This window comes from Candidatus Mycobacterium methanotrophicum (assembly GCF_023515995.1).
Taxonomy (GTDB): Bacteria; Actinomycetota; Actinomycetes; order Mycobacteriales; family Mycobacteriaceae; genus Mycobacterium; species Mycobacterium methanotrophicum.
This window is the reverse complement of sequence record NZ_CP097320.1, coordinates 1,080,601-1,105,488: the sequence shown is the minus strand read 5'-3', so window position 1 is coordinate 1,105,488 and position 24,888 is coordinate 1,080,601. Positions and strand designations below refer to the sequence as shown.

General features: G+C 66.9%; 16 protein-coding genes and 12 pseudogenes. 12 read left to right on the top strand and 16 right to left on the bottom strand.

Features of this window, described 5'->3' with window-relative positions; all coding sequences use genetic code 11:
* Window positions 1–26 precede the first annotated feature (26 nt).
* The 4 genes and pseudogenes from M5I08_RS05980 to thiO form a co-directional block, all read right to left on the bottom strand.
* Window positions 27–648 (bottom strand): annotated as a pseudogene (locus M5I08_RS05980) (SGNH/GDSL hydrolase family protein).
* Window positions 645–1,403 (bottom strand): thiazole synthase, encoded by a 759-nt coding sequence (locus M5I08_RS05975; RefSeq protein ID WP_219065611.1) that lies wholly within the window; start codon window positions 1,401–1,403, stop codon window positions 645–647. Before M5I08_RS05975 ends, M5I08_RS05980 begins: the two are co-directional and overlap by 4 nt.
* The gene (gene thiS, locus M5I08_RS05970; RefSeq protein ID WP_219065610.1) at window positions 1,396–1,593 is read right to left on the bottom strand and encodes a sulfur carrier protein ThiS; all 198 of its coding nucleotides are present in this window, start codon (window positions 1,591–1,593) and stop codon (window positions 1,396–1,398) included. Before thiS ends, M5I08_RS05975 begins: the two co-directional genes overlap by 8 nt.
* The gene (gene thiO / locus M5I08_RS05965) at window positions 1,590–2,669 is read right to left on the bottom strand and encodes a glycine oxidase ThiO (protein WP_219065609.1); all 1,080 of its coding nucleotides are present in this window, start codon (window positions 2,667–2,669) and stop codon (window positions 1,590–1,592) included. The genes thiS and thiO overlap by 4 nt, the downstream gene beginning before the upstream one ends.
* Window positions 2,670–2,699: 30 nt before the next feature.
* Here thiO and thiE point away from each other — a divergent pair, with 30 nt between their 5' ends.
* Window positions 2,700–3,371 (top strand): thiamine phosphate synthase, encoded by a 672-nt coding sequence (gene thiE / locus M5I08_RS05960; RefSeq protein WP_219065608.1) that lies wholly within the window; start codon window positions 2,700–2,702, stop codon window positions 3,369–3,371.
* Here thiE and M5I08_RS05955 read toward each other — a convergent pair.
* A complete protein-coding gene (locus tag M5I08_RS05955; RefSeq protein WP_219065607.1) occupies window positions 3,343–3,966 on the bottom strand; it encodes an NUDIX hydrolase in 624 nt (207 codons plus the stop codon). The two genes, thiE and M5I08_RS05955, sit on opposite strands and share 29 nt — an antisense overlap.
* A 167-nt stretch (window positions 3,967–4,133) precedes the next feature.
* Between M5I08_RS05955 and glnX the strand changes: the two genes are divergently transcribed.
* The 3 genes from glnX to M5I08_RS05940 are packed head-to-tail and all read left to right on the top strand — an operon-like array spanning window position 4,134 to window position 8,766.
* Complete coding sequence (gene glnX / locus M5I08_RS05950; protein WP_219065606.1) at window positions 4,134–5,453, top strand: protein kinase G-activating protein GlnX; 1,320 nt, start codon at window positions 4,134–4,136, stop codon at window positions 5,451–5,453.
* Entirely contained in the window at window positions 5,450–6,478 is a 1,029-nt protein-coding gene (locus M5I08_RS05945; RefSeq protein ID WP_249763151.1) for a glutamate ABC transporter substrate-binding protein, read from the top strand. Before glnX ends, M5I08_RS05945 begins: the two co-directional genes overlap by 4 nt.
* The gene (locus tag M5I08_RS05940; protein WP_219065605.1) at window positions 6,478–8,766 is read left to right on the top strand and encodes a serine/threonine-protein kinase PknG; all 2,289 of its coding nucleotides are present in this window, start codon (window positions 6,478–6,480) and stop codon (window positions 8,764–8,766) included. The genes M5I08_RS05945 and M5I08_RS05940 overlap by 1 nt, the downstream gene beginning before the upstream one ends.
* Window positions 8,767–8,857: 91 nt before the next feature.
* Here M5I08_RS05940 and M5I08_RS05935 read toward each other — a convergent pair.
* Window positions 8,858–9,389, bottom strand: a pseudogene (locus M5I08_RS05935) (putative endonuclease domain-containing protein); the annotation flags it as partial.
* 63 nt (window positions 9,390–9,452) lie between these two features.
* Here M5I08_RS05935 and M5I08_RS05930 point away from each other — a divergent pair.
* Together M5I08_RS05930 and M5I08_RS05925 are read left to right on the top strand one after the other, a co-directional pair.
* Window positions 9,453–9,605 (top strand): annotated as a pseudogene (locus tag M5I08_RS05930) (hypothetical protein); the annotation flags it as partial.
* Between the two features lie 59 nt (window positions 9,606–9,664).
* The gene (locus M5I08_RS05925; RefSeq protein ID WP_219065604.1) at window positions 9,665–11,215 is read left to right on the top strand and encodes an acetolactate synthase large subunit; all 1,551 of its coding nucleotides are present in this window, start codon (window positions 9,665–9,667) and stop codon (window positions 11,213–11,215) included.
* Here the strand turns inward: M5I08_RS05925 and M5I08_RS05920 are convergent.
* From M5I08_RS05920 to M5I08_RS05905, 4 genes and pseudogenes are all read right to left on the bottom strand, one after another.
* A complete protein-coding gene (locus tag M5I08_RS05920; protein WP_219065735.1) occupies window positions 11,201–11,899 on the bottom strand; it encodes a serine hydrolase in 699 nt (232 codons plus the stop codon). The genes M5I08_RS05925 and M5I08_RS05920 overlap by 15 nt on opposite strands.
* A gap of 423 nt (window positions 11,900–12,322) precedes the next feature.
* Window positions 12,323–13,837, bottom strand: a complete 1,515-nt coding sequence (fadD17, locus tag M5I08_RS05915) for a long-chain-fatty-acid--CoA ligase FadD17 (protein WP_219065603.1) — start codon at window positions 13,835–13,837, stop codon at window positions 12,323–12,325.
* Between the two features lie 3 nt (window positions 13,838–13,840).
* Window positions 13,841–14,939, bottom strand: a pseudogene (locus tag M5I08_RS05910) (acyl-CoA dehydrogenase family protein).
* A gap of 43 nt (window positions 14,940–14,982) precedes the next feature.
* Window positions 14,983–15,350, bottom strand: a pseudogene (locus tag M5I08_RS05905) (acyl-CoA dehydrogenase family protein); the annotation flags it as partial.
* 156 nt (window positions 15,351–15,506) lie between these two features.
* Here M5I08_RS05905 and M5I08_RS05900 point away from each other — a divergent pair.
* Window positions 15,507–15,698 carry a ferredoxin gene (locus tag M5I08_RS05900; protein ID WP_219065602.1) on the top strand — a complete coding sequence of 64 codons (192 nt, stop codon included), beginning with the start codon at window positions 15,507–15,509 and terminating at the stop codon, window positions 15,696–15,698.
* 128 nt (window positions 15,699–15,826) lie between these two features.
* Window positions 15,827–16,596 (top strand): annotated as a pseudogene (locus M5I08_RS05895) (3-oxoacyl-ACP reductase); the annotation flags it as partial.
* A gap of 309 nt (window positions 16,597–16,905) precedes the next feature.
* Here the strand turns inward: M5I08_RS05895 and M5I08_RS05890 are convergent.
* The 4 genes and pseudogenes from M5I08_RS05890 to M5I08_RS05875 all read right to left on the bottom strand — a co-directional run.
* A pseudogene (locus tag M5I08_RS05890) lies at window positions 16,906–17,412 on the bottom strand (IS110 family transposase); the annotation flags it as partial.
* A 750-nt stretch (window positions 17,413–18,162) separates the two neighbouring features.
* Complete coding sequence (locus M5I08_RS05885) at window positions 18,163–18,303, bottom strand: hypothetical protein (protein WP_219065601.1); 141 nt, start codon at window positions 18,301–18,303, stop codon at window positions 18,163–18,165.
* Between the two features lie 40 nt (window positions 18,304–18,343).
* Entirely contained in the window at window positions 18,344–19,822 is a 1,479-nt protein-coding gene (locus M5I08_RS05880) for an alpha,alpha-trehalose-phosphate synthase (UDP-forming) (RefSeq protein ID WP_219065600.1), read from the bottom strand.
* Window positions 19,823–19,987, bottom strand: coding sequence for a hypothetical protein (locus M5I08_RS05875; RefSeq protein ID WP_219065599.1), 165 nt, complete (start codon window positions 19,985–19,987; stop codon window positions 19,823–19,825).
* A gap of 135 nt (window positions 19,988–20,122) precedes the next feature.
* On the opposite strand from M5I08_RS05875, the pseudogene M5I08_RS05870 reads away from it, so the two are divergent.
* A pseudogene (locus M5I08_RS05870) lies at window positions 20,123–20,770 on the top strand (enoyl-CoA hydratase); the annotation flags it as partial.
* A gap of 147 nt (window positions 20,771–20,917) precedes the next feature.
* A pseudogene (locus M5I08_RS05865) lies at window positions 20,918–21,746 on the top strand (SDR family oxidoreductase).
* On the opposite strand, the pseudogene M5I08_RS05860 reads toward M5I08_RS05865, so the two are convergent.
* Window positions 21,729–22,450: pseudogene (locus tag M5I08_RS05860) on the bottom strand (NAD(P)-dependent oxidoreductase). The pseudogenes M5I08_RS05865 and M5I08_RS05860 overlap by 18 nt on opposite strands.
* Window positions 22,451–22,534: 84 nt before the next feature.
* Here M5I08_RS05860 and M5I08_RS05855 point away from each other — a divergent pair.
* A pseudogene (locus M5I08_RS05855) lies at window positions 22,535–22,927 on the top strand (hydroxylase); the annotation flags it as partial.
* Window positions 22,873–23,352: pseudogene (locus tag M5I08_RS05850) on the top strand (alpha/beta fold hydrolase); the annotation flags it as partial. The pseudogenes M5I08_RS05855 and M5I08_RS05850, both read left to right, overlap by 55 nt.
* Here the strand turns inward: M5I08_RS05850 and M5I08_RS05845 are convergent.
* Window positions 23,307–24,848 carry an LCP family protein gene (locus M5I08_RS05845; RefSeq protein ID WP_370328619.1) on the bottom strand — a complete coding sequence of 514 codons (1,542 nt, stop codon included), beginning with the start codon at window positions 24,846–24,848 and terminating at the stop codon, window positions 23,307–23,309. The pseudogene M5I08_RS05850 and the gene M5I08_RS05845 overlap by 46 nt on opposite strands.
* Window positions 24,849–24,888 lie beyond the last annotated feature (40 nt).

The window sequence follows — 24,888 nt, the reverse complement described above, 5'->3', positions numbered from 1 at the left end:
TCTAGTTCTACCCAGGCGGGCGAAAACTAACCGTTTCCGATCAGCTCGACGATCAAATCGGCCACCGCGCGCATGCCCGCGGCGTTGGGGTGAAACGGCGCCGGTCGCCATAGCAGCGGCCAGCCCGCATCCAGCGCCCACGGCTCCGCTGACCACCCGTGATGGTCTCGACTGGCTTGCCCGGCAGGCACGCGCTCGCAGCCAGTCGCCTGAGCGGCTGCCGCGGTGGCTTCTTCCAGCCGGGCGGCGACATGACGACCAAGTTGGGCGTCCGCCGTCGACACCGGCGGTGCCGGTATCCGATCCGGTGGCAGCAGGGTCGGGTAGTCGATGAACACCACTCGGGCTCGCGCGTGCTCGCGGCACGCATCCGACGTCGTTGCCGCCGACGGTGATGGTGACCAGCTCTTCGGAGCCGTCCAGCGCCTCGATTTGCGGTCGCGCTCCGCGCTGACGCTCGGCCAGCACGTGCGCAGTGGTGGCGCCGGAGAACGTGACGTCGATCAGGTCGAGGTTGAGTTGTTCGGCGACCAGGTGAGCGTAGTTGCGCGCCGACCGGCCCGAACCGCACGGCGCGCCCGGCGCACGAGGCCGAATACCGGGACCGGCCGCCATCGAACTGCCGAGCGCCACATAGCGCCCACTCATAAGGTGGGGCTGGAAGCCTGCGCCCAGAACCGTTTCGGAATCCGCCCGGCGCGGCGGGCCAGATAGCCGGCGGCGACGGCGGCGGCCATCGCCGCGGCCATCGCCGGCGGGTCGCCCGCCCGCGTTACCGCGGTCGCCAACAGCACCGCGTCACAGCCCAACTCCATCGCCAGCGCCGCGTCGCTGGCGGTCCCGATTCCGGCGTCGAGGACGACGGGAACGCCGGCCTGGGCGACAATCATCTCGATGTTGTGCGGGTTGGCGATACCCAGGCCCGTACCAATCGGCGAGCCCAGCGGCATCACCGCCGCGCAGCCGGCGTCCTCCAATCGTTTGGCCAGCACCGGATCATCGTTGGTGTATGGCAGGACCACAAACCCTTCATCGGCCAATTGCTCTGCCGCCCTGACTAATTCGACGGCATCAGGCAGCAGTGTGCGTTCGTCGGCGATGACTTCCAGCTTTATCCATTCGGTGCCCAGCGCTTCGCGGGCCAGCGCAGCGGTCAGCACCGCCTCTGCCGCACCACGACAGCCCGCGGTGTTGGGCAGCGGGGTGATACCTAGTCGGCTCAACAGGTTAAGCATGCCGGTGCCACCCTCGGCGTCTACCCGCCGCATGGCCACGGTGGTCAGCTCGGTGCCGGACGCGACGAGGGCCTTTTCGAGCACGGCGAGGCTAGTCGCACCGCCGGTGCCCATGATCAGCCGCGACGTGAAGCTGCGGCCGGCAATCGTGAGTTTTGAGTCAACCACCCTGCACCGCCGTCACCACCTCGAGTTGGGCACCATCGGAAAGCGTTGTCGTCCAGGCAGACCGGGGTAGCACCGCCTGGTCCACAGCCACCGCGATGCCGCGGTCAGGATACCCCAGCGAAGCCAGCAGCGCCGCAACGGTGGTCTGGTCGTCGACTTCGATTTGCTCGGCGTTGACGCGGATTTTCATGGATTAGCTCCGACCGGGGTCAATTCGGACACAATCTGTTCGGCGGTCCAGGGCGCCAGCAGGAAACCGGACCGGCCGTGCCCGGCGGCGATCAGCGTTCGCGCGTCCAGCCGTCCCACCAGCGGCAGGTTGTCCGGTGTCATCGGGCGCAGGCCGGCGGCACACTCCGCCAGCTCATACTCACCGAGCGCAGGCATTACCGTGCACGCGTCGTCGAGCAGGTCACGCACACCGGATACGGCCGGCGCAGTGTCACGACCATGCTCGTACTGGGTGGCGCCCACGACGACGCCATCGGCACGTGGTACCAGGTACACCGGCCGTCCGTGGACGCGGGCACGAATTACTCGCTGCGGCAACGGCATACAGCCCTTACGCCAGCGAAGCCGCAATACCTCGCCCTTCACCGGCCGGATCGGCAGGCCGGGCCACAAAGTGGGGGCGTCGATGCCGTTGGCGATCACGACCGCGTCAGCCTGCAGAGAACCGAGGTCGCCTACCGGCCCGTCCCATTGGACGCCGAGCCTCTCGCATGCCGCCGCCAGCCCATCGAGCAGCGCACGGTTGTCCACCGCCAGTTCGGTGGGTGCCCGGAAGCCATGTCGAATGCCTTGTGCGAGCATCGGTTCCACGTCGCGGGCAGCCGACTCCCAGATCACCGGGTGGCCCTGGCCGGACAGCCAGTCGGCGACGGTATGCAGGTCGGCGACGTCAGCGCGGTCGACGGCGACCACCAACGACTCCCGCGCGGTGATCACCTGCTCCGGCAGCCCGTCGGTGAATTCACCCTGGCGCCACATCCGCAGCGACTCCAGACCCAGCTGCAGCAACCGCTCCTCCCCCGGCCAGCCTTCGCTGTGCGGCGCCAGCATTCCGGCGGCCACCCAGGACGCGCCCGGTTGCCCGCTGCGATGCACCCGCACCGACCAGCCGGCCTGCGCCGCGCGCCGCGCCACCGACAGCCCGATGACGCCGCCGCCGACGACGGCTAGCGATTCTGCGCTGACGGCGTCGAGACTGCGCCGTGCGCGGGATTGCTGCGAATTCGTCGGGCTGGACACAGTCTCGGTGGGCATGCACCCGACGCTAGCCGCTAGCGTCGCGATATGCACCAAACCTCTGCTCGGTTGGCAAGCGCACGGTTGTATCTGTGTACCGACGCGCGCCGCGATCGCGGCGACCTGGCCGAGTTCGCCGACGCCGCCCTGGCCGGCGGGGTGGACATCATTCAGCTCCGCGACAAGGGCTCGCCGGGTGAGCAGCAACTGGGTCCGTTAGAGGCGCGCGACGAGCTGGCGGCGCTGGAGATTCTGGCCGACGCAGCCCGCCGGCATGGCGCGCTGGTGGCCGTCAACGACCGCGCCGACGTCGCCCGTGCCGCCGGCGCTGACGTGCTGCACCTAGGCCAAGACGATCTGCCGCTGGCGGTGGCGCGCGACATCGTCGGACCAGACACGCTGGTCGGCAGGTCCGCGCACGATCGCGACCAGGTGACCGCGGCGATCGCCGAGGACGTCGACTACTTCTGCGTCGGACCGTGCTGGCCGACCCCGACCAAACCGGGACGCCCGGCGCCGGGCCTGCTGCTGGTGCGTGTGGTCGCCGGCCTGGCGCCCGCCAAACCGTGGTTCGCCATTGGCGGTGTCGACGCCGATCGGGTGTCAAAGGTGCTGGAGGCCGGTGCCCGCCGCATCGTCGTGGTCCGGGCCATCACGGCAGCCGAGGATCCGCGGGCTGCGGCCGAGCGGCTCAGTTCGGCCCTGGCAGCAGCGAGCTGATCCGCGAACTCAACTGCGACGGCTCGTCGTCGGGTCTGCCCGCGGTGCACCACACGAAAACACCCGCCTCGATCTGGAGCGTGCGAGGCAGGTGACGTCGCCGCTCGTCGCCGCGACTCAACGGCACGATCGCCGGCGCGGTGCGCAGCCGACACCAACTGGCGGCGAACCCCGGGTGCAACGGCAGCTCGGCCACCTCGTCTTCGGCGACCCAGCGCATCTCGGCGCTCTCATAGTTGGCCACGGTCGGCAGCAGTTCACCTGCGTCGGCGACGACGGTGGTGTAGGTCCAGTGGGTGCCGCTCACGGTCGCGGTGATCACGGTGCCCCGCACTGCGAGGCGCTCACCGGCAAGACCGGCTTCCTCGTACGCCTCCCGGACCGCGGCCTGCTCGGCGGTCTCATGGCTGTCGCGGGCGCCGCCGGGCAGGCCCCACGTCCCGCCCTGATGACTCCACGGCGCCCGGTGCTGCAGCAACACCGCCGGAGTGCCGTCGGGCCGGGGCGCTCTCAGCAGCAAACCGGCCGCGCCGTGCCGGCCCCAGTAATGCATTCCGGTGTCGGACGCCACCCATCCATCACCGTCACCGCGCACGCATTCAAGGATAGGGCTGGCCAGTCCGACGACGATGCGGCCAGCGCGGCGGGCCGCGCAGGAATCGGGCAATCCAGCCGCCGATCCCCGCGTCCGGGCAAAACGCTCTTAGACTTCGCTTATACCGTTCGTGACACATATGCCGCAGAGATGAGGTCCGAACAGCCGTGACCGTTGAGTTGGCGCATCCGTCGACCGAGCCCCTGGGTTCGCGGTCGCCGGCCGAACCGGCCCACCCTCGCTGGTGGTTCGTCGCGACGACGCCTGGCCGCATCCTGACCATCGGTGTCATCCTGGCGATCCTCGGCGGGCTCAGCGCGTTCGCCACGTCGACCACCATCAACCAGCGGCAGCAGGCGCTGACCACCGTGTTGAAGCACACCGAGCCGCTGGCCTACGCCGCCGGCCGGCTCTACACCACGTTGTCGGTGGCCGACGCGGCAGCCGCGACGGCCTTCATCGCCCGAGCCGAACCGCGCGCCGTGCGGCAGCGTTACGAGCAGGCGATCACCGATGCTGCCGTCGCGGTGACCCGGGCGTCGAGCGGGCTGACCGACGAGCCGCTGGTGCAGCTGCTCGGGCGGATCAACGCCGAATTGGCCGTTTACACCGGGCTGATCGAGATCGCGCGCACGAACAACCGGGCCGGCAACCCCGTCGGGTCGTCGTATCTTTCGGAGGCGTCGACGTTGATGCAGTCGACGATTCTGCCCGACGCTCAACAGCTCTACCGCCAGACGTCGGTCCGGGTGGACGTCGAGACCACGGCATCCACCCAGATCCCGGCTCCGGTGATCCTCGTCGTCACCGCGACCGCGGTGTTCGGCGCGTTCGCCCACCGCTGGCTGGCGCGGCGGACCAAACGGCGCATCAACGTCGGTCTTGTCGCGGGCGCACTGGCGATCCTGGTTATGGTGGTCTGGGTGGGCACGGCTCTCGCGATTTCCACCAGCGGCAGCCGCAGCGCCAAAAATACCGCGGCAGAGTCGCTGAAGACGATCACCGATATGTCCATCAATGCCCAGCAGGCCCGTGCTGACGAGACGCTGTCGTTGATCCGGCGCGGGGACGAAGAGGTCCGCAAACAGTCCTTTCACGAACGTATCGACGCCATGCACAAGCAACTCGACGAATACCTGGCTCGCAGCGACGCCGTCGACAAGAGCGACTTGCGCGGCGCCGACGAGCTGCTGATGAAGTGGCGTCGGGCCAACGACAGGATCAACGCCTTCATCTCGGTGGGCAACTATGTGGCCGCCACCCAGGTCGTAGCGGGCAACGGCGAGAACGACTCCACGTCCGCGTTCGAGAAACTCGACCGCGACCTGGGCAAGGCGATGGAGCAGAGCCGCAACGAGCTGCGCGACGACATCCTCAACGCGCGCCGCGGGCTGGCCGGCGCGACGGTCGGTGGTGTGGTGCTCAGCCTCGGCGCGGCCGTCGCGGTCGCACTCGGGCTGTGGCCCCGGCTGAGCGAGTACCGATGACAACGCGGCGATCGCAAGCGCGGGGGAGCCGGGCGCAGCGGGTCGCCGCGATCGGCTGTCGACCGCTGCGGATACTGTGCGCCGCCCTCGCGGCGACCACGGTACTGGCCGGGTGTGGCCAGCCGGGCGCCATGGTGGTGGCGCCGGTGCCGACCCTTCCCCCGCCCACACCGGCCGGTATGCAGCAGATGCCACCGGAGCCGCCCCTGCCGCCGGACAACTCCGCCGACAGCTGCAACCCCACCGCCAGCCTGCGGCCCTTCACCAACCCGGTCGATGCTGACGCTGCGGTGGCGAATATCCGTACCCGCGGCAGGCTGATCGTCGGCCTGGACATCGGCAGCAACCTGTTCAGTTTCCGGGACCCGATCACCGGTGAGATCACCGGGTTTGACGTCGACATTGCCGGCGAGGTGGCACGCGATATCTTCGGCAACCCCTCGCAGGTCGAGTACCGAATCCTGTCGTCTGACGAGCGCATCACCGCGCTGCAACGCTCGGAGGTCGACGTCGTGGTCAAGACCATGACGATCACCTGCGAGCGGCGCAAGCAGATCACCTTCTCCACCGTTTACCTCGATGCCAGCCAGCGCATCCTGGCGCCGCGCGACTCCCCGATCACCAAGCCGTCCGACCTGTCCGGCAAACGGGTATGCGTCGCCAGGGGCACCACGTCCCTGCACCGGATACGGGAGATCGCGCCGCCGCCGATCATCGTTGATGTGGTGAACTGGGCGGACTGTCTAGTGGCGCTGCAGCAGCGGGAGGTCGACGCGGTCAGCACCGATGACTCCATCCTGGCTGGACTGGTGTCTCAAGATCCGTATATGCACATCGTCGGACCCAATATGGGCACTCAGCCCTACGGCATCGGGATCAAGCTGGACAACACCGGACTGGTCCGGTTCGTCAACGGCACCTTGGAGCGCATCCGCCGCGACGGCACCTGGAACGCCTTGTACCGCAAGTGGTTAACCGTGCTCGGCCCAGCGCCTGCGCCGCCGAGCCCGAGATATGTGGACTGATGAGCGAGCAGCCGGCTCAGCCGGAACACCAACATGGCGACGACGGCTTGCAAGACAGCGAGGCGGGCCCGGACATCCCGCTTCCCGACGCGACAGCGGACTCATCGTCGCAAAGCCGCCTGCCAACCACGCAGGCCGTCTTCCGCCCCGATTTCGACGATGATTCCGAAGCCACGCCGGTGCACATCCTGCACACCGTGCCGCAAGAACGGGTGAAGCCGGCAAGGCGGGCGCCGGTCCGGCGCCTCGGCGGCGGCCTTGTCGAGATTCCGCGGGTGCCCGACATCGACCCGCTCGAAGCATTGATGCCCAATCCGGTTGTCCCGGAGTCGAAACGGTTCTGCTGGAACTGCGGGCGGCCGGTGGGTCGCTCCAGCGCGGAGGGCAAGGCTTTGTCGGAGGGCTGGTGCCCTTACTGCGGAAGCGCGTATTCGTTTCTGCCGCAACTGAGTCCAGGCGACGTGGTCGCGGGCCAGTACGAAATCAGCGGCTGCATCGCACACGGTGGGCTGGGCTGGGTGTATCTGGCGCTCGACCGCAACGTCAACGATCGTCCGGTGGTGCTCAAGGGTTTGGTGCATTCCGGCGACGCCGAAGCCCAAGCGATAGCGATGGCCGAGCGGCGGTTTCTCGCCGAGGTGGTGCACCCGTCGATCGTGCAGATCTTCAACTTCGTCGAGCACACCGACCGGCACGGCGAGCCCGTCGGCTACATCGTCATGGAGTACGTCGGTGGGCAATCGCTCAAACGGCGCAGAGGCGAGAGGCTGCCCGTCGCCGAAGCCATCGCCTACGTGTTGGAAATCCTGCCGGCGCTGAGCTATCTGCATTCCCTGGGCTTGGTCTACAACGACCTCAAGCCGGAGAACATCATGCTCACCGAGGAGCAGCTCAAGCTGATCGACCTGGGCGCGGTGTCGCGGATCAACTCGTTTGGATACCTTTATGGCACACCGGGTTACCAGGCCCCCGAGATCGTGCGAACCGGCCCGACGGTGGCCAGCGACATCTACACGGTCGGGCGGACACTGGCGGCCCTGACGTTGAAGCTGCGCACCCGCGGCGGACGCTACGTCGATGGGCTTCCCGAAGACGACCCGGTGCTCACCGAGTACGACTCGTTCGGCCGGTTGTTGCGTCGTGCGATCGATCCCGATCCGCGGCGGCGGTTCGCCAGCGCTGAGGAGATATCCGGGCAGCTGTCCGGTGTCCTGCGGGAGGTGGTCGCCCAGGACACCGGTGTGCGACGGCCAGGCTTGTCGACGATCTTTTCCCGCAGCCGCGCCACATTCGGGGAAGACCTATTGGTGGCGCACACCGACGTATACCTCGACGGCCAAGTGCATGCGGAGAAGCTGACCGCCAAGGAGATCGTCACGGCGCTGCAGGTACCGCTGGTCGACCCGGCTGATGTCGCCGCGCCGCTGCTGGGAGCGACGGTGCTATCCCAACCGGTGCAGACGCTGGACTCGCTGCGCGCGTTTCGCTATGGCGCAATGGATTCCGACGACATCGACTTGTCCGAGTCCGTCGAGCTGCCGCTGATGGAGGTGCGGGCACTACTGGACCTTGGCGATGTCGCCAAGGCCACCCGCAAACTCGACGACCTGGCCGACCTGGCCGACCGGGTCGGCTGGCGATGGCGGCTGGTGTGGTACCGCGCAGTATCGGAACTGCTCACCGGCGATTACGACTCGGCGATCAAACATTTCAGTGAGGTGTTGGACACCTTTCCCGGTGAGCTGGCGCCCAAGATGGCCTTGGCCGCCACCGCCGAATTAGCCGGCAGCTCGGACGAACACAAGTATTACGAACAGGTGTGGAAAACCGACGACGGGGTGATCTCCGCGGCCTTCGGACTGGCCCGTGCGCAAGCGGCCGAGGGAGATCGAACGGCAGCGGTACGCACTCTCGACGAAGTACCCGCCACCTCACGGCATTTCACCACTGCACGACTGACCAGTGCTGTGACGCTACTGTCCGGCCGGTCAGCGCGCGATATCACCGAAGAGGAGATCCGCGATGCCGCGCGGCGGGTGGAGGCGCTGCCCCCGACCGAGCCGAGGGTGCTGCAGATCCGGGCGCTGGTACTGGGCGGCGCGCTGGACTGGCTGCAGGACCACGAGGCAAGCACCAATCACATCCTGGGCTTTCCGTTCACCGAGCACGGCCTGCGACTCGGCGTCGAGGCGTCGCTGCGCGGGCTGGCCCGCGCAGCGCCCACCCAGGCGCACCGCTACACGCTGGTCGATATGGCCAACCGGGTACGGCCGACCAGCACGTTTTAGCTGGGCTGACGGCTACCTCGGCGTCGAGTGTCAAGCCTCGGCGTCGAGAGTGAACGTAGGGCGGGATTTCGGTCGTTGGATCTCCCTGACTTCACACTGAAAACTCCGTGCTCACAGTCGATCTCCTCGCGTCGCGGGCATATCGCACGCGCCGCAGGATAGCGGCGGGAGGGTCTGCGGCGACCAACCCGGATCACGATCCACCCCAGACGCTGCAGCGTCTCGAGCCGCCGAATGTCCTTGCGGTATTGCAGCGGGTCGGTGCGATGGTGTTCGCCGTCGTACTCGACGGCGAACATGCATTCCTCCCAACCCATGTCGAGGACGGCGATGAGCTGGCCATACTCGTCGTAGACCGGAATTTGTGTCTGCGGCCGAGGGAAGCCGGCGCGGATGAGGAGTAGGCGCAGCCACGTCTCGCGCGGCGACTCGGCACCGGCGTCTACGAGGTCGACTGCTTTGCGCGCTTTTCGAATACCACGTCGGCCTTTGTAGCGTTCAGCGAGCAGTTCGACGTCGGCGATCTTGAGATGTGTGGCGCGAGCCAGCGAATCAACGGCGGCGACCGCCTTGCCGACCGGGTAGCGGCACGCTATGTCAAGGGCGGTGCGCGACGGCGTGGTGACGGCCAGCCACCGCCCCGGATGCGACGGCCTCACTGCCGATAAATGGCTCCGCCATGGGGCACCGAGATCGCGGGATACAAAGTGCCGCGCAGCCTTTGGCTGGTCGACGAGGTCAAGCGTTCGCCAGCCGGCAAGCCCGACTATCGCTGGGCCAAGGAGCAGACTGAGGCACGCCCGGCCGACGACGTGCATGCCGCGCACGTAACTGCGTGATTCGCCGGACTGTGTGACCGTCTTCTTCCCTTGCGAAGCCGCGAGGCTACAGTCGAAGCGTGAACGGCGCCCAATCCCTGGTCAACGCCCTCGTCGACGGTGGCGTCGACGTTTGTTTCGCCAACCCCGGAACATCCGAGATGCACTTCGTGGCGGCGCTGGACGCCGTCCCGCCAATGCGGGCCGTGCTGGCACTATTCGAGGGAGTTGCCACCGGCGCGGCTGACGGCTATGCCCGTATCGCCGGCCGTCCCGCCGCAGTGCTGCTGCACCTCGGGCCCGGGCTGGGCAACGGGCTGGCCAACCTGCACAACGCCCGGCGCGCCAGGGTGCCGATGGTGGTGGTCGTCGGCGACCACGCCACGTACCACAAGAAGTACGACGCGCCACTGGAATCCGACATCGAGTCGGTGGCCGCCAGCGTGTCGGGCTGGCTGCGGCGATCTGACGGCGACGTCGCGGCCGACGCCGCCGAGGCGATCGCCGCCAGCCAGAGCGGCGGACAGATCGCGACACTGATCCTGCCCGCGGACATTTCATGGACCGACGATGCCCACGCCGGCCAGTCGGTCTCGGCCCGGCGACCTTCCTCGACCGTCGACACGGACGCGGTCGCGTTGGCGGCAAAAGTATTGCGCTCCGGCGAATCCACGGCACTCCTGGTCGGCGGCGACGCCACCCGCAGCGCCGGGTTGACGGCGGGTGCCCGGATCGCCGCGGCCACGGGCGCCCGCCGGTACTGCGAGCTCTTCCCGACGCGGCTGGAGCGTGGCGCCGGCGTCCCCGCCGTCGAACGGATCGCCTACTTCGCTGAGGCCGTCGCTGCGCAACTCGACGGCGCCAAACATCTGATCTTGGCGGGGGCTGTGTCGCCGGTGTCGTTCTTCGCCTATCCCGGCAAGCCGAGCGATCTGGTGCCGGAGGGCTGCCAAGTGCATGTGCTCGCCGAACATGCCGGCGCCGCTGAGGCTTTGGCGGCGCTGGCCGACGAGCTCGCACCCGGCACGCGCGCCGCTCTTGCGGCACCGTCACGTCCACAACTGCCGTCCGGCGCGTTGACCGCAGCAGCGGTGGCCGACGCGGTCGGCGCGCTCATGCCGGAACGGGCGATCGTCGTCGACGAGTCCAACACGTCCGGCGTGTCGTTGGCAGCGGCGACCGCCGGTGCGCCGGCGCATGATTGGCTGACCCTGGCCGGCGGCGCCATCGGCTTTGGCATACCGTGCGCGGTGGGCGCTGCGGTCGCCGCGCCGGACCGGCCTGTGCTGTGCCTGGAATCCGACGGCTCGGCGATGTACACGATTTCGGGTTTGTGGACTTTAGCCCGGGAGAACCTGAACGTCACCACGGTGATCTACAACAACGCCGCGTACGACATTTTGCGGATCGAGCTGCAGCGGGTCGGCGTCGGTTCGGCTCCGGGCCCCAAAGCGCTTGATCTCCTTGACTTATCGCGTCCGACCTTGGATTTCGTGAAGATCGCCGAAGGGATGGGCGTTGCGGCGCGGCGGGTAATCACTGCCGAAGACTTCGCCCAAGCCTTGCGCGCGGCCTTCGCTGAACCGGGTCCGCACCTGATTGACGCCGTGGTGCCGTCAATCCTCGGTTAGCTCGGCGAGGTGGTCGACGAGCCAGTCGGTCAGGCTGTCGGCCACCCCGACCCCGGTCTCGAATACTCCGTCGTGTGCCTGCGCCGCCAGTGCGACACCGACATGCCCGGCTTCGACCGGCACGATCGCGAACTGGCGGACCAGGTAGTCGCCGCCGATGCCGGGACCCCAACCTCCTTTTGCGGCAAAGCCTTTCGCGGCCAGGCCCCAGCGATGCTCGGCGCAGAGGTTGCGCATCAGATCGACGACGTCTGCCGCATCGGGGACGCCTGGCAGCCGCGCGGCGAACTGCGCTTGCCGGACCAGCGACCAGTGCGTCTGACCGAATGCCGTGTAACCGGAGCGAAGTCGTCGGGCCTCGACCACGGTCGTGGTGTCATCCGCATCGCGGATGACGGCTTGCACCTTTTGTGCCGCCTCGGCCGGCTTCCCGAGCTGCGACCACAGTGCCTCGGCGGCCGCGTTATCGGATTGTGCAATGGCCTCGGTCACCAGCTCGTGGCTACCCACTCCTGCGCGAAAGGCTGCAATTGCCAACGGCACCTTGATCGTCGACCATGCGACGCCACTGAACCAGCTTCCGTAGGACGCTAGGGGAGTTCCGTCGACGCCGGCGATCGCCACGCCGACCCTCGCGGGCACCGTCGCCGACAACTCGTCAAAGCCGTTGTCATGCCCGCGCATCACAATGCGTCAAGGCTACGACGGCCGTCAGAACACTAAAGCGGTTTGTTCACCAACCGGGCGACCCCCCGGGACCCATCGGTCCGGGCCCAGGTAGAGGAGGTGGACCCCAGGGTCCCGGTCCAGGAGGCGGTGGCCCCCAGGGTCCCGGACCCGGACCCGGTCCGCCGGGGCCCCAGGCCCCTGGACCGCCCGGCCCGCCCGGGTCGCCCGGGCCAGGACCCCACGGGTCGGCGGCAGCAAGACCCACTCCCAGCCCGAGCCCGCCCGAGCCAAGCGCTCCGGCGAGCACCGCACCGGCAAGTATCTTCTTGAGGTTCATGGTGATGATGCTACCCCGACTGCAGGCACCTGCCACCTACCGAAAATCAAAATCAAAAATCAACCGACACAACCGAACCTCAGCCCGTCCGTGGATTCAGGCTAAACCTGACGGCGAATCGGCCACACCGGGTCGGAGCAGTCGAGGCCCTCGGCCGACAGCTGCCGCTTGAGCACTTTGAAGGTTGCGGTGCGCGGCAGTGTCGTGCTCACCCGAACGTAGGACGGCCACTGCTTGGGCCCGAGGTCATCCTGCCCGGCCAGGAAGGCGCGGAACTTGTCCGCGTCGAACTCTGCGCCGGGCGCCATCACCAGTGCGGCCATCACCTGGTCGCCGACGGCCGGATCCGGCACCGCATACACCGCCGCTTCGGTCACGTCCGGATGGCGCAGCAGCACCCGCTCGATGGGCGCAGTTCCGAGATTCTCCCCGTCGACGCGTAGCCAGTCACCGAGCCGGCCGGCGAAGTATGCATAGCCGGCCTCGTCGCGGTAGGCCAGGTCACCGCTGTGATAAACACCGCCGGCCATGCGCTGCGCATTGGCCTCGGCGTCGTTGTAGTATCCCTCGAAACGTCCTGGTCCACCGGCATTTACCAGCTCGCCCACCACCCCGACCGGGCAAGGCTGACCCGTGTCGACATCGATGATCTCGATGCCGTCGGGCAGCGGACCCAGTGCGCCCGTCGGCGTATCGGGCGTCCGGCTGATCGCCACCCCGCCCTCAGTCGATCCGAAGCCGTCGATGACAAGGCAGCCGAACCTGTCCGCGAATCGCTGGATGTCGTCGGGCGCCCCCTCATTGCCGTAGACCGCCCGCAGCGGATTGTCGGCGTCGTCCGGACGTTCGGGCGTGGCGAGCACATAGGACAACGGCTTGCCGACGTAGTTGGCGTAGGTGGTGCCGTAGCGGCGGATGTCCGGCAGGAATCCAGACGCAGAGAACTTGCGTCGCAACACCATTGAGCCGCGACAGGCTAGGGCTACCGCCCAGCCGACCAGAACCGCGTTGGAATGGAACAGCGGCATCGACGCGTAGCACACGTCGGACGGGCCGAGGCCGAACCGCTCAGTCATCGTCACCCCGGCGATACCAACCTTGCCGTGGCTACACATGACCGCCTTGGGGTCACCGCTGGTGCCCGAGGTGAAGATCAGCATGAACAGATCGTCGGGCGCCGCGGACTGGAATCGCACGTCGGTGCCGTGATGGGCGGCCACCTCGTCGGTCCATTCGGCTGCATCGACATTGATGTGGTCGATATCGCCCAGCGTCGCAGCACAATTCGAGTCGGCCAGTACCAGCTGGCAATCGGCGTGGTCAATGTCTCGGGTCAGCGCGGCGCCGCGGCGCACCGGGTTGAGGCCCACCGGCACGATTCCCGACATTCCCGCGGCGACCAAGACCGCGGAGAAAAACGGCGTGTTCCCCAGCAGGACTCCGACGTGCGGGCGCCGGGCCGGGTCCAGGCGCGCGCGCAGCGCTGCTGCCACCGCGGCGCCGTGCCGAAGATGATCACGCCAGTTGACGAACGAATCCTCGAAATAGACGCCCCGATCCTCGACATCGACGAGCGGTCGCAGCAAGTCGACGACGGTGGGCAGCGGTGCGGTCACTGGCTAAGCGGGGGTGTCCGCCAGTTCGCGACCGATGCGCAGCAGCGCTCCGGTGGCACCGCCCAGCGCGAACTCCGTCTGCTTGGCGGCCAAGAAGTAGCGGTGCACCGGATGGTCGGTGTCGATTCCGACACCGCCGTGCAGGTGAACGATGGTGTGGGCTACCCGATGTCCGGCGTCGGCAGCCCAGAATGCCGCGGTGGCGACCTCGTTGTCGGCCGGGAGGTCCTCGCTGAGTCGCCAGGCGGCCTGGGTCAGCGTCAGTCGCAGTCCCTTGACGTCGATGTAAGCCGTCCGCCAGCCGTTGTCCGACCGCTTGGAAGCTGCCGATCGGGCGGTCGAACTGCTCACGGGTGCGCGCGTATTCGGCGGTCATGTTCAGCCCGCGGTCCAGGACACCGAGCTGAAACGCGCTGCGGCCCAGCGTATCCAGCGTGGAAATCCAGCCGACCACGTCCTGGCCGTCGACCAGTCGTCCGCTAGCCACCTCGACCCCGTCCAGTCGGAGGTGCCCGATGCTGCCCAGCCCGGTGGTCTGCAGCGCCGTCATCGTCACCCCCGGGTCGCTGGCGGCGACCATGAAAACCGCAGTGCCGGAATCGGTTTCGGCCGGCACCAAAAAGCCGTCGGCCACCGGGCCGTAACCAACCTGGGTGCGGGTTCCGGACAAGCGGTAGCCGTCACCGGAACGGGCAGCCTGCACTGGGCCGTCGCCCATCTCGCCATGCACCGCGACCGTGAGGATCTTGGCGCCGCCGACCGCGGGCTGGGCCCACTCCTTCTGCAGTTCCGGTGAACCGAACCGGGCCAGGGCGCCCGCAGCCAGAACGACGGAATCCAGGTAGGGAACAGCCGCGAGCTGCCGGCCGAGACCGACAAGTACGGCGGTCTGCTCGAGCACCCCGAAACCGGCTCCGCCCAACGACTCCGGCGCGGCGGCGGACAGGATGTCGGCGTCGATCAACTTTCTCCACAACTCGCGGTCGAACCGTTGATCCAGACCGTCGAGCTGACGTTGGTGCTGCGGCGTGCACACCGAATCGACGATCGTGGTCACCAGATCGCCGAGGTCGTGCGCCGCTTCGGTTGTTGAGAAATCCATGATCTGAGAATCCTTTTGGAGGTTAGCGGTTGGCTCGGGGCAGGCCCAACGCCACCATGCCGATGATGTCGCGCTGCACTTCGTTGGTGCCGCCGCCGAAGACCATGATCGTGAGCGCGACGCTGTTGATGGTCAGGAACGGCACCGGCGCGCCGGCGATCGCGGCCTCGTCGGCGAAGATCAGCGAGTCCATCGGCGAGCGGTCCTGGCCACCGTATTCGTTGGGCCAGTTCAGAGTGAGCCAGCCGTCTTTGCCCATCTGTGCCACCGTCTCGCGGTAGACGTTGCCTTCGCTGACCTCACCTGACGTCGAGCTCAACGCCTCGCGGCGCTCGGGGTCATCAGCTTGGCGGAGTACGACCGCAGTTCGCGACGCAGCTCCTCCTGCTCCGGGGTGTAACTGATGCGCATTGCGGCCACCTTTCAGTCCCTAGGTGCTACCCATTCGCCAACCCTGGTTGTAACACGTTCTAGTCTCGACCGCCCAGCGACCGTCACGCCGAGCGCGTTCACAGCTGGTCGTATGTTGGGTCTACGTAGCCACAGCTCACGTTCAAGGAGGATCCCGTGCGGGTGATAGTCGACCACGACCGCTGCGAGGGCAACGCGGTGTGCCTGGGAATCGCGCCCGAACTCTTCGACCCCGACGACGAGGACTACGCGGTGGTGAAGACCGATCCGATTCCCACCGATCAGGAGGCGCTGGCCGAGCAGGCGATCCTCGAATGCCCGCGCGCGGCGCTCAAACGCGAAGACTAAACACCGACTAGAGGTATCCATAACCGCCGGCGGCGATGCAGCGCCCGACGACGATGCAGTCCCCGGAGCGGGCGATGAGGAGTCGGGCAATCAGAACCGCCAGCGATGAGGAGGAGTGGCGTACAAGCATGAGTAGCAGCACGCGAGCAACCGATCTGTCCGGAAAGGTCGCCGTGGTGACCGGTGCGGCCGCAGGGCTGGGCCGCGCCGAAGCGATCGGCTTGGCTCGCGCCGGTGCCACTGTCGTGGTCAACGACATCGCCGCCGCGCTGGATGTGTCCGATGTCATCGACGAGATCGCCGCCGCCGGCGCTGACACGGGTTCAAAAGCGATGGCGGTCCCGGGCGACATCAGTCAACGTGCGACCGCCGACGAGTTGGTCAGCTGCGCCGACGGGTTGGGCGGCTTGAGCATTGTGGTGAACAACGCCGGGCTCACATGCGACCGGATGCTGTTCAACATGTCCGACGAGGAGTGGGACGCGGTCATCGTTGTGCGCCTGCGGGGTCATTTCCTGCTGACTCGCAACGCCGCCACTTAAATTAATGGCGATCGAAGGCTAAGGAGTCCGATGGCTCGGTCTATGGCTGCATCGTCAACACGTCGTCGGAAGCGGGGCTGGTGGGCCCGGTGGGCCCGGTGGGCCAAGCCAACTATGGTGCGGCCAAAGCCGGTATCACCGCGCTGACCTTGACGGCGGCCCGCGCGCTGGGCCGCTACGGGGTTTGCGCGAATGCGATCTGCCCGCGGGCCCGGACCGCGATGACGGCCGATGTGTTCGGCGAGGCCCCCGAGTTCGGCGACGGGCAGATCGATCCGCTATCGTCCGAGCATGTGGCCACCCTGGTCCGCTTTCTGGCATCACCCGCCGCCGGCGCCGTCAACGGGGATCTCTTCGGCGGTTTTCTTCCAGACGAACGGCTTGGGGCCGGCGTTCCAGTGCTTGATCCAATTCTTGATGTCCTTCTCTAGTGCCGCAACGCTTTTGTGGACGCCACGTCGCAGGAGGCTAATGCCTGCGACGACTTCGCCCGCCGTGACCACCGAACCAGAGTCTGACGCTCCTCCTCGGTCAACGCCAACTCCGCCGTCGGTCGCCCGCGTGATGCCATACACCAATCATCCTATCCACCAACGTGATTCGTCGTGCAACGGCGCCGAAGCCCATCGATTAAAATTATGTAACGAATTAACGGCGCAGAACACTAGATCCTCGAACGCCTCCAGCGCCGCGGGGTAGTACTCACGCAGCGCCGAGCGCAGACCGTCGGTGTGGCGGGTGCGGGCCCAGATCAGGTTCTGATGGGCCCGGGCCAGCACCTTGATGGCCTCGGCTGCACCGCTGTCGCCGGCGATCGGGCGGTGATTGTGCCGATCGGTGCGCACCAGGTCAGCCAAGAGTTTGGCGTCGCTGGTATCGGACTTGGCTCCCGAAATATGGTGGCGGTCGCGGTAGCGGGCGACCGCGAGCGGGTTGACCGCGAACACCTGGTAGCCGGCCGCGGTCAGCGCGTCCACCCACAGGCCGCGGTCGGTTTCGATGCCGACCACCACCTGGGCGGGGTCCTCGGCGTGGGCGGCCACCAGTTCGTGCAACCGTCCGATCCCGGCCAGTCCTTCGGGCAGCCGCCGCGACGCCAGCCGCTCGCCGGTCTCGTTCATCAGACATACATCGTGGTGGTCTTCTGCCCAGTCGTCTCCGACGAACAGCATCGATTGGCCTCCCTTGGTTCAGCGTGGATGAATCCTGTTCGAGCCCAAGGGCATCCGGCGGCGACCTAATGGATCAGCGCTCGAACCGGCACGACATCCCATGAGCGCTACAGATGACCTCACCAACCGGCCGGGGCACGATCTAACCCTAGAAGTTGACCATCACTTCAGGCGGCAACAGTGCTCACCGGCCGGCGGCTCGGTGATCAGCCTCTCGCCCAAGAACCAAGATCCCCGTCAAGGACACGCTGATCGAGTCATTAGGCGGTTCGCCTGCGGTCATGGGGGTGTCGAGTGGGCGGTCCGACACCGGCCTCGGCGGCTTCGCTTTCTGACCGCCGAGTCCTGTGGCTCCCTGAATCAGCGCAAGCTCACGCAGAACCTGCGACGGACCGCCGCAACCCGCTGCGCCGAAGTCCGGTCGTTCCGATGACCGGCCATACCACCAACGTGGCTGGTCAGGACATCATTCCTGCACAAGTGGAGCGGGCACAGCGAACGTTACGCCGTAGAAAAACTCAAGACAAGCGCATTAGTTTCGGCCACCAAGGGTCCTTAGACTTAGACGTCCGACCGGGTTCGCCGACGACTAGAACGCGTTTCAGGATGGCCTGCGTCACAATGGGCTTTGACCTGGCAAAACTACTACCATTTGTCTAAATTTGCTGTGCGTTGACACTCCGAACGGGCGTCGGTGAAATCCGAAATGGCCCGCTGACGCGACGGCGCATCGCACAGCGCAGCGACCTTTCAGGTCGTCGGCGGCCCTCCGGGTTCGCTGAAGGTGTACATGCCGTCCGGCGGCGGCCCGAGCGCGTTGGCGGGGCTCGCCGTTCCCAGCGCCACCAGGGCCATTACAGCAGCGGCGATCAGGCTACGGGAGATGATCACCCGGCGATTATTGCAGCGCACCGGCAACCGCACCATCGGTTCAGCCGTTACGTGGATGCGCCTCGCTCAGCGCGTCGAGGAACGAGCGGGCCCAACGGTCGAGGTCGTGGGCGAGGACCTGGCGCCGCAACGCCCGCATCCGGCGCCGTCCCTGCTCGACCGACTGGTTGAGCGCTGCCTCGATCGCGTCTTTGACGCCTTCGGTGTCGTGCGGATTGACCAGGTAGGCCTGTCGGAGTTCGGCCGCCGCACCGGTAAATTCGCTTAGCACCAGTGCGCCGCCCAGATCGCTGCGGCACGCGACGTACTCCTTGGCCACCAGGTTCATCCCGTCCCGCAGCGGGGTGACCAGCATAACGTCACTGGCCACAAAGAACGCGACGAGTTCATCGCGGGGGACCGGGCGGTGCAGATAATGCACCACCGGATGCCCGACTTCGCCGTATTCGCCGTTGATGTGGCCGACCTGGCGTTCGATATCGTTGCGCAGCACCTGGTAGCTTTCCACCCGCTCACGGCTGGGCGTGGCAAGCTGGACCAGCACGGTGTCGTCACCCTTGACGCGGCCCTCCGCGAGCAACTCGGCGAATGCCTTGAGCCGCACGTCGATGCCTTTGGTGTAGTCGAGCCGGTCGACGCCAAGCAGAACCTTGCGGGGATTGCCGACCTCGGCCCGGATTTCTTTGGCGCGCTTGCGGATGCTGCGGTCGCGGCCCTTTTTGTCGAGCTCACTCGAATCGATGGAGATAGGGAAGGCGCCCACCCGGGTGGTGCGCCCGTCGACCTCCACCTCACCGAATCGTGACCGAACGCCGATCGAACCGCGGGAGGTGTTCGCACTTACCAGGCGCCGCGACAGGATCAGAAAATTCTGGGCACCCCCTGTCAGATGGAAGCCCACCAAGTCTGCGCCGAGCAGTCCTTGCACGATCTCAGTGCGCCAGGGCAACTGCATGAACAACTCGACCGGCGGAAACGGGATGTGCAAAAAGAAACCGATCGTCAAATCAGGCCGCAGTTCGCGCAGCATCGCTGGCACCAGCTGCAACTGGTAGTCCTGTACCCAGACGGTCGCCCCCGGGGCGGCGGCGTGTGAGGCGGCGTTGGCGAATCGGTGGTTGACCTCGACGTAGCGCTCCCACCAGTCCCGGTGGTAGTTCGGTTTGACGATGACATCGTGATACAGCGGCCACAGTGTGGCGTTCGAGAACCCCTCGTAGTACTGGGCGACGTCGTCGGCGGACAGCCGCACGGGGTGTAGCCGAAGGTCGTCGGCGCCGATGGGCTGCTCGGCCTCGTTTTTTCCCAAGTCGACGATCCCCGGCCAGCCGACCCAGGCGCCGTGACGGCGCCGCAGCAGTGGCTCTAATGCCGTGACCAACCCGCCGGGACTGCGCTTCCACGTGGTGCTGCCGTCGGGCAGCCGCTCCATGTCGATCGGCAGTCGGTTGGCGACCACCACGAAGTCGGACTCCCCGGCGGCAGATTGCTCCGAGCCTTGGCCTCCCGCGGGGGGCATTTACACCTCGATCTTTGCCGGCCCAATACCGAGCATCGACAAGAACACGCGGCATTCGTCGGCGTCGTTGGCGTAAGCCGCTACGACGCGCCTGGCGTGCCTTGCAGTGGTGTCGGCTAGCGGTTCCACATCTTCGATTTCGTGAGGGTCAGGTTTAGCGGCCATGACATAACTGTATGCGACGTGCGTGTTCGCCCGCAGCCGACGGCTAACCCGCTGATGAGCGCATTACGGGCCGGCCGTAATGTGTAAGGATCCAACCAGTGGCGAGTGAGGTGACGAATGGCAGTCCCCAACTAGGTGGGCACCAGCACGGTTGCCACAAAGTCACACGACCTGGTGGCCTACGAAACGCTCGACGACGGCCGCATCGCCCGGATCTGGCTTAACCGGCCGGACGCGCACAACGCGCAGAGCCGCGGCCTGCTTGTTCAGCTCGACGAGGCGTTCTTGCGAGCCGAGGCCGACGACGCCGTTCGGGTGGTGATCTTGGCTGCGCGCGGTAGGAATTTCTCCGCCGGCCACGACCTGGGCTCGGAGTTGGCATTGGCCGAGCGGGCGCCCGGGCCGGACCAATTGCCGAGCTTCCGGATAAACCGCGCCACCCGTGATCCGGTCGCGGAGAAGACGTACCTTCAGGAATGGCATTACTTATTCCAGAACACCTGCCGTTGGCGCGATTCGCGGAAGATCACCATCGCCCAGGTGCAGGGCAACGCGATTTCCGCGGGCTTGATGCTGATCTGGGCCTGCGATCTGATCGTCGCCGCCGACAATGCGAAGTTCAGTGACGTGGTCGGCGTCCGCATGGGCATGACCGGCGTCGAATACTATGCTCACCCTTGGGAATTCGGCCCACGTAAAGCCAAAGAGCTTTTGCTGACCGGTGATTCGCTAGACGCCGACGAGGCCTATCGGCTCGGCATGGTGCCCAAGGTCTCTGCCGCCCGATGTCGAGGACTGGCGCACGGCAAAGCCGTCGAAACCGGCCCGCCGCGACGAGCCGTAAACCCCGGGCGGGCAGACGCAGAATCGCACGATTCGGCGCTCGAGCGTGCGATTCTGCGTCTGCTCGCGCAACCTGACGGAGCTGGCGTGCAGCTTTCGTTCGAAGACCGGACATACCTGGTTACCGGCGGCGGCAGTGGAATCGGCAAAGGGGTGGCCGCCGGGCTGGTAGCCGCCGGGGCCGCAGTGATGATCATCGGCCGCAATGCCGACCGGCTGGCGGCGGCCGTCGAGGAGATCGAGGCGCACAAAGGCGGCGGCGCGATTCGATACGAGCCGGCTGACGTCACCAACGAAGACGAGGTCGCGCGCGGTCGACGCCGTCACGGCGTGGCATGGCCGGCTGCACGGCGTGGTGCATTGTGCGGGCGGGTCGCAGACCATCGGGCCGATCACCCAGATCGACTCCGAGGCCTGGCGTTGCACCGTCGACCTCAACGTCAACGGCACCATGTACGTGCTCAAGCACGCCGCCCGCGAACTGGTGCGCGGCGGAGGCGGGTCGTTCGTCGGCATTTCGTCGCTCGCGGCCAGCAACACCCACCGCTGGTTCGGCGCCTACGGGGTGACCAAGTCCGGCGTCGACCACCTGATGCAGCTGGCTGCTGACGAACTCGGCCCGTCCTGGGTGCGGGTCAACGGTATCCGTCCCGGCCTGATCCGCACCGATCTGGTTGCGGCGATCACGGACTCGCCGGAACTGTCCGAGGATTACCGGAGCTGCACCCCGCTGCCGCGGGTCGGTGAGGTCGAAGACATCGCCAACGCGGCGATGTTTTTGCTGAGCGAGGCGGCCGGCTGGATCACCGGCCAGATCATCAACGTCGACGGCGGGCACCTGCTGCGACGCGGCCCGGACTTCACCGCGATGCTGGAACCGGTGTTCGGCGCCGATGGGCTAAGAGGCGTGGTCTGACCCGACTCCTGCGTCGCGACCGGCCAGCGTGGCGATTGCCGACCAATCCAAATCTCCGCCACCGTTGGCCACCAGCGTGAGGAAACGGTCGCGCAGCAGGCTGGCGATCGGCAACGGCACCGCCAACTCCTCGGCGGCGGCCAGCGCCAGCCGGACGTCTTTAAGCCCGAGCCTCGCAGAGAAGCCCGCCGGCTCGAATTCCTGCCGCGCGATCAGCCCGCCGTAGGTCTGATAGGCCGGGGCGGTGAACAGGGTCGACGTCAGAATGTCGACGTAGTGCAGCGGCTCGACGCCGGCTTGGCGATGACGAAAAGCTTTGCCGCAGCAGCTGCTTCGGGGCGACCGAACACCGGCGCGGCGACGTAGTGCTGATCGGCGGCGCTATGCGCGGCGGTCAGGCGTCTCGACAAATCCACGCTGATCGTGCTCGACGAGACGTGGGTGGCGCCGGGCGCCAATGCTGCCAGCATGCCATGCTCGCCGAACACGACCGCTTCGACGGCCGCGTCGTCGGCGAGCATCGTGATGACGACGTCCCCGCCGCAGGCCTCCGCAACGCTGTGCGCCGGCCTTGCGCCCCGGCGGGCCAGCGTCTCGGCCTTGGCGGGCGTTCGGTTGTAGACCGTGACGGTATGACCCGCGTCGACGAGATTGGCGGCCATGCCGTGGCCCATCTTGCCCAGGCCGATGAATCCGATGTCCATGGCTTCCACAATGCCGCAGTTTCCTTACGGGGGAATCCGCCAAACCTGTCCTCTGAACGGGACGGCGCGCCGCCGCCGCGCTAGGCGCCGACCGGCGTCGCCGTCCCGACCGACGGCGGCTACGTCTTCAACGGCCGCTGGCCGTTCAGCTCCGGCGCCGACCACTGCCACTGGGTTTTCCTCGGCGCCATGCTGGGCATTTCGGACGGCAGCGTCGCTGACCCGTCGACGATGCTGCACATGATCCTGCCCGCAGCGACTACCAGATCGTGGATGACTCCTGGAATGTGTTGGGGCTGAAGGGGACCGGTTCCAAGGACATCATCGTCCGCGACGCATTCGTGCCGTCCTACCGGGGTCGTGAACGGCAACCAGGTCATCGACGGCACCGCGCAGAAGCAAGCCGGTGTCAGCGAAGCGCTTTACAACATGCCGTGGTCGACGAAACCCGGGAGCGGTTGGTCCGCTGGCTGCATTCGATGGTCTATGCCCCGGCGACAGTGGCCGAGGAGCTCATCGAGGAGCGATGGGCCCACGCCGCCGATCCGCAGACACTGGCCCGGGCGCGGCGGATGTACGGCAGCGAAGCCTTCGCGCAGATGATGAAGGCTCTTGCGTCGTCCAAGGGGCCGCAGCCGTGGGCGATGATGCACCGGGTCACGGCGCCGACGCTGACCACCTGGGGCCGCGACGACCGGGTCAGCCCGCTGGACATGGCGTCGCTGCCGATGCGCACCATTCCCAACGCCGAATTGCACATGTTCCCCGACTGCGGGCACTGGACCATGATCGAGGCGAAGGAGGCGTTCGAGAGCGCCGTGTTGGCGTTTTTACTCCAGAACGGACGGCGCCGAACTCAGTTGACGCAGGGCACGCCGCCGCCGTCGATCGGGGCGCCCTGATCGGGGGTCGGCTCGGTGGTGTCGGTGGTTGATCGGTGGTAGCTGTAACCGTCGGAAAGGCTTGAGGACGAGCTGGAACTGGACGTGGATTCGTCCTGCGACGGGCCGGAGTAATTGTCGTCGACGACGACCTCGACGTGGCCGAACTCGAGCTTGCGATTCGATTTGTCCGGTGCATCGATGCCCAGCAGCGCCGCCACGTTGCGTGCGTCGCTCTCGGCGCCGGGTCCGTATTCGATTGTCGTCGTGCTGGGTTCGCCGCGGATGCGGCCGCGTATCGCGCCGGTGGTGTAGCCGCCCTTCGTCAGCGCACGTGCCACCTGGCTGGCAAGGCCGCTGCTGTTGCCGGCGTTGATCACGTCGACCACAGTCGTCGCGTTCGGTACTGCAGAGGTGGTCGCCGTCGTGGCTGCCGAGGAGGTGCCGAAGGCGGCCGCCACTTCGGCCTTGATCGCGGCGGGGTCGACGATGTTGACGTCTTGGCCGTTGATGTTGTCGTAGCGCACGACGGGCAGGGTCCGGTATTCGACAGAGCCGCCCGCCAGCGCGCCCATCCGGCGGAACTGGTCCTCGTCCCAGCCCGAGGACAAGACGACGTCTTTGCGCGCCACCGCCATCAGGCTCTTGAGCTTGCCGAAATCGGTGAAGGTGCCCGCATCCTGAAGCTGGCGCATGACCGCCGAGAGGAATGCCTGCTGACGGTGGGTACGGTCCAGGTCGCCGTTTTCCAGGCCGTGGCGCTGCCGCACGAACGCCAGCGCCTGGGCGGCATCCAGCGTCTGGCGCCCGGCGGCGAAGTCGGCGCCGGAATAGGAGTCGTAGACGGCGTGCTTCAGGCACACGTCCACACCGCCCAGGCTTTGGGTCAGGTCGTAGAAACCGGCCAGATTGACCTCGGCGAAGTAGTCGATCGGTACGCCGGTGAGGTTTCGCACCGCCTTCAACGTCGCCGCGCGGCCGGCTTCGCGACCCTTGGTCTCGAGCTCTTTTTCGTCGCTCACACCTTTGTTGATGAGTCCCTGCTCGACGTGCTGCTTGGTGAGCCCGTAGGCCTCTTTGATCTTGATGTGGTTGTAGCCGGGCACGCCGTTGAAGCGCACCCAGTCGTCACGGGGGATCGAGAACGCGGTAACCCGGTCGTCGGCGCCGACATGCGCAAGGATCAGCGTGTTGGTGTTGTAGCCGCCGTCGTCGGAGTCGCCGGCGTGCAGGTGTTTGAGCACGGCCCACGGCAGGTCGTTGCCGTTCTGGTCCTTTCGCGAGTCGAGCCCGATGAGCAGGACGTTCATCGCGTCACCGGTGGACTTTGGATCCTCCGAACTCAGCGCCTGAGAAACCGTGATCCCGCCCAGTACGCCGTGGGCCATCCACCACCCCGACCCGGTAGCTAGCAGCGCGGCCACCGCCACCAACGCCGAACAGGCGTGCGCCAGCGCGCGCCGCCGCGCCGCCACCGGGCTGGCGCGATGGCGGTGCTTAGCGCTGGATCGCTGCAGGTCAGCCACCACAACCTCGATTGCCTATGGGTGCCGCGCG

Excerpts from the sequence above, each read along its gene's own strand:
- thiS (WP_219065610.1), bottom strand. The coding sequence starts at position 1,593 with ATGAAAATCCGCGTCAACGCCGAGCAAATCGAAGTCGACGACCAGACC.
- thiO (WP_219065609.1), bottom strand. The coding sequence starts at position 2,669 with ATGCCCACCGAGACTGTGTCCAGCCCGACGAATTCGCAGCAATCCCGC.
- thiE (WP_219065608.1), top strand. The coding sequence starts at position 2,700 with ATGCACCAAACCTCTGCTCGGTTGGCAAGCGCACGGTTGTATCTGTGT.
- M5I08_RS05945 (WP_249763151.1), top strand. The coding sequence starts at position 5,450 with ATGACAACGCGGCGATCGCAAGCGCGGGGGAGCCGGGCGCAGCGGGTC.
- M5I08_RS05940 (WP_219065605.1), top strand. The coding sequence starts at position 6,478 with ATGAGCGAGCAGCCGGCTCAGCCGGAACACCAACATGGCGACGACGGC.
- M5I08_RS05920 (WP_219065735.1), bottom strand. The coding sequence starts at position 11,899 with ATGCGCGGGCATGACAACGGCTTTGACGAGTTGTCGGCGACGGTGCCC.
- M5I08_RS05880 (WP_219065600.1), bottom strand. The coding sequence starts at position 19,822 with ATGCCCCCCGCGGGAGGCCAAGGCTCGGAGCAATCTGCCGCCGGGGAG.
- M5I08_RS05875 (WP_219065599.1), bottom strand. The coding sequence starts at position 19,987 with ATGGCCGCTAAACCTGACCCTCACGAAATCGAAGATGTGGAACCGCTA.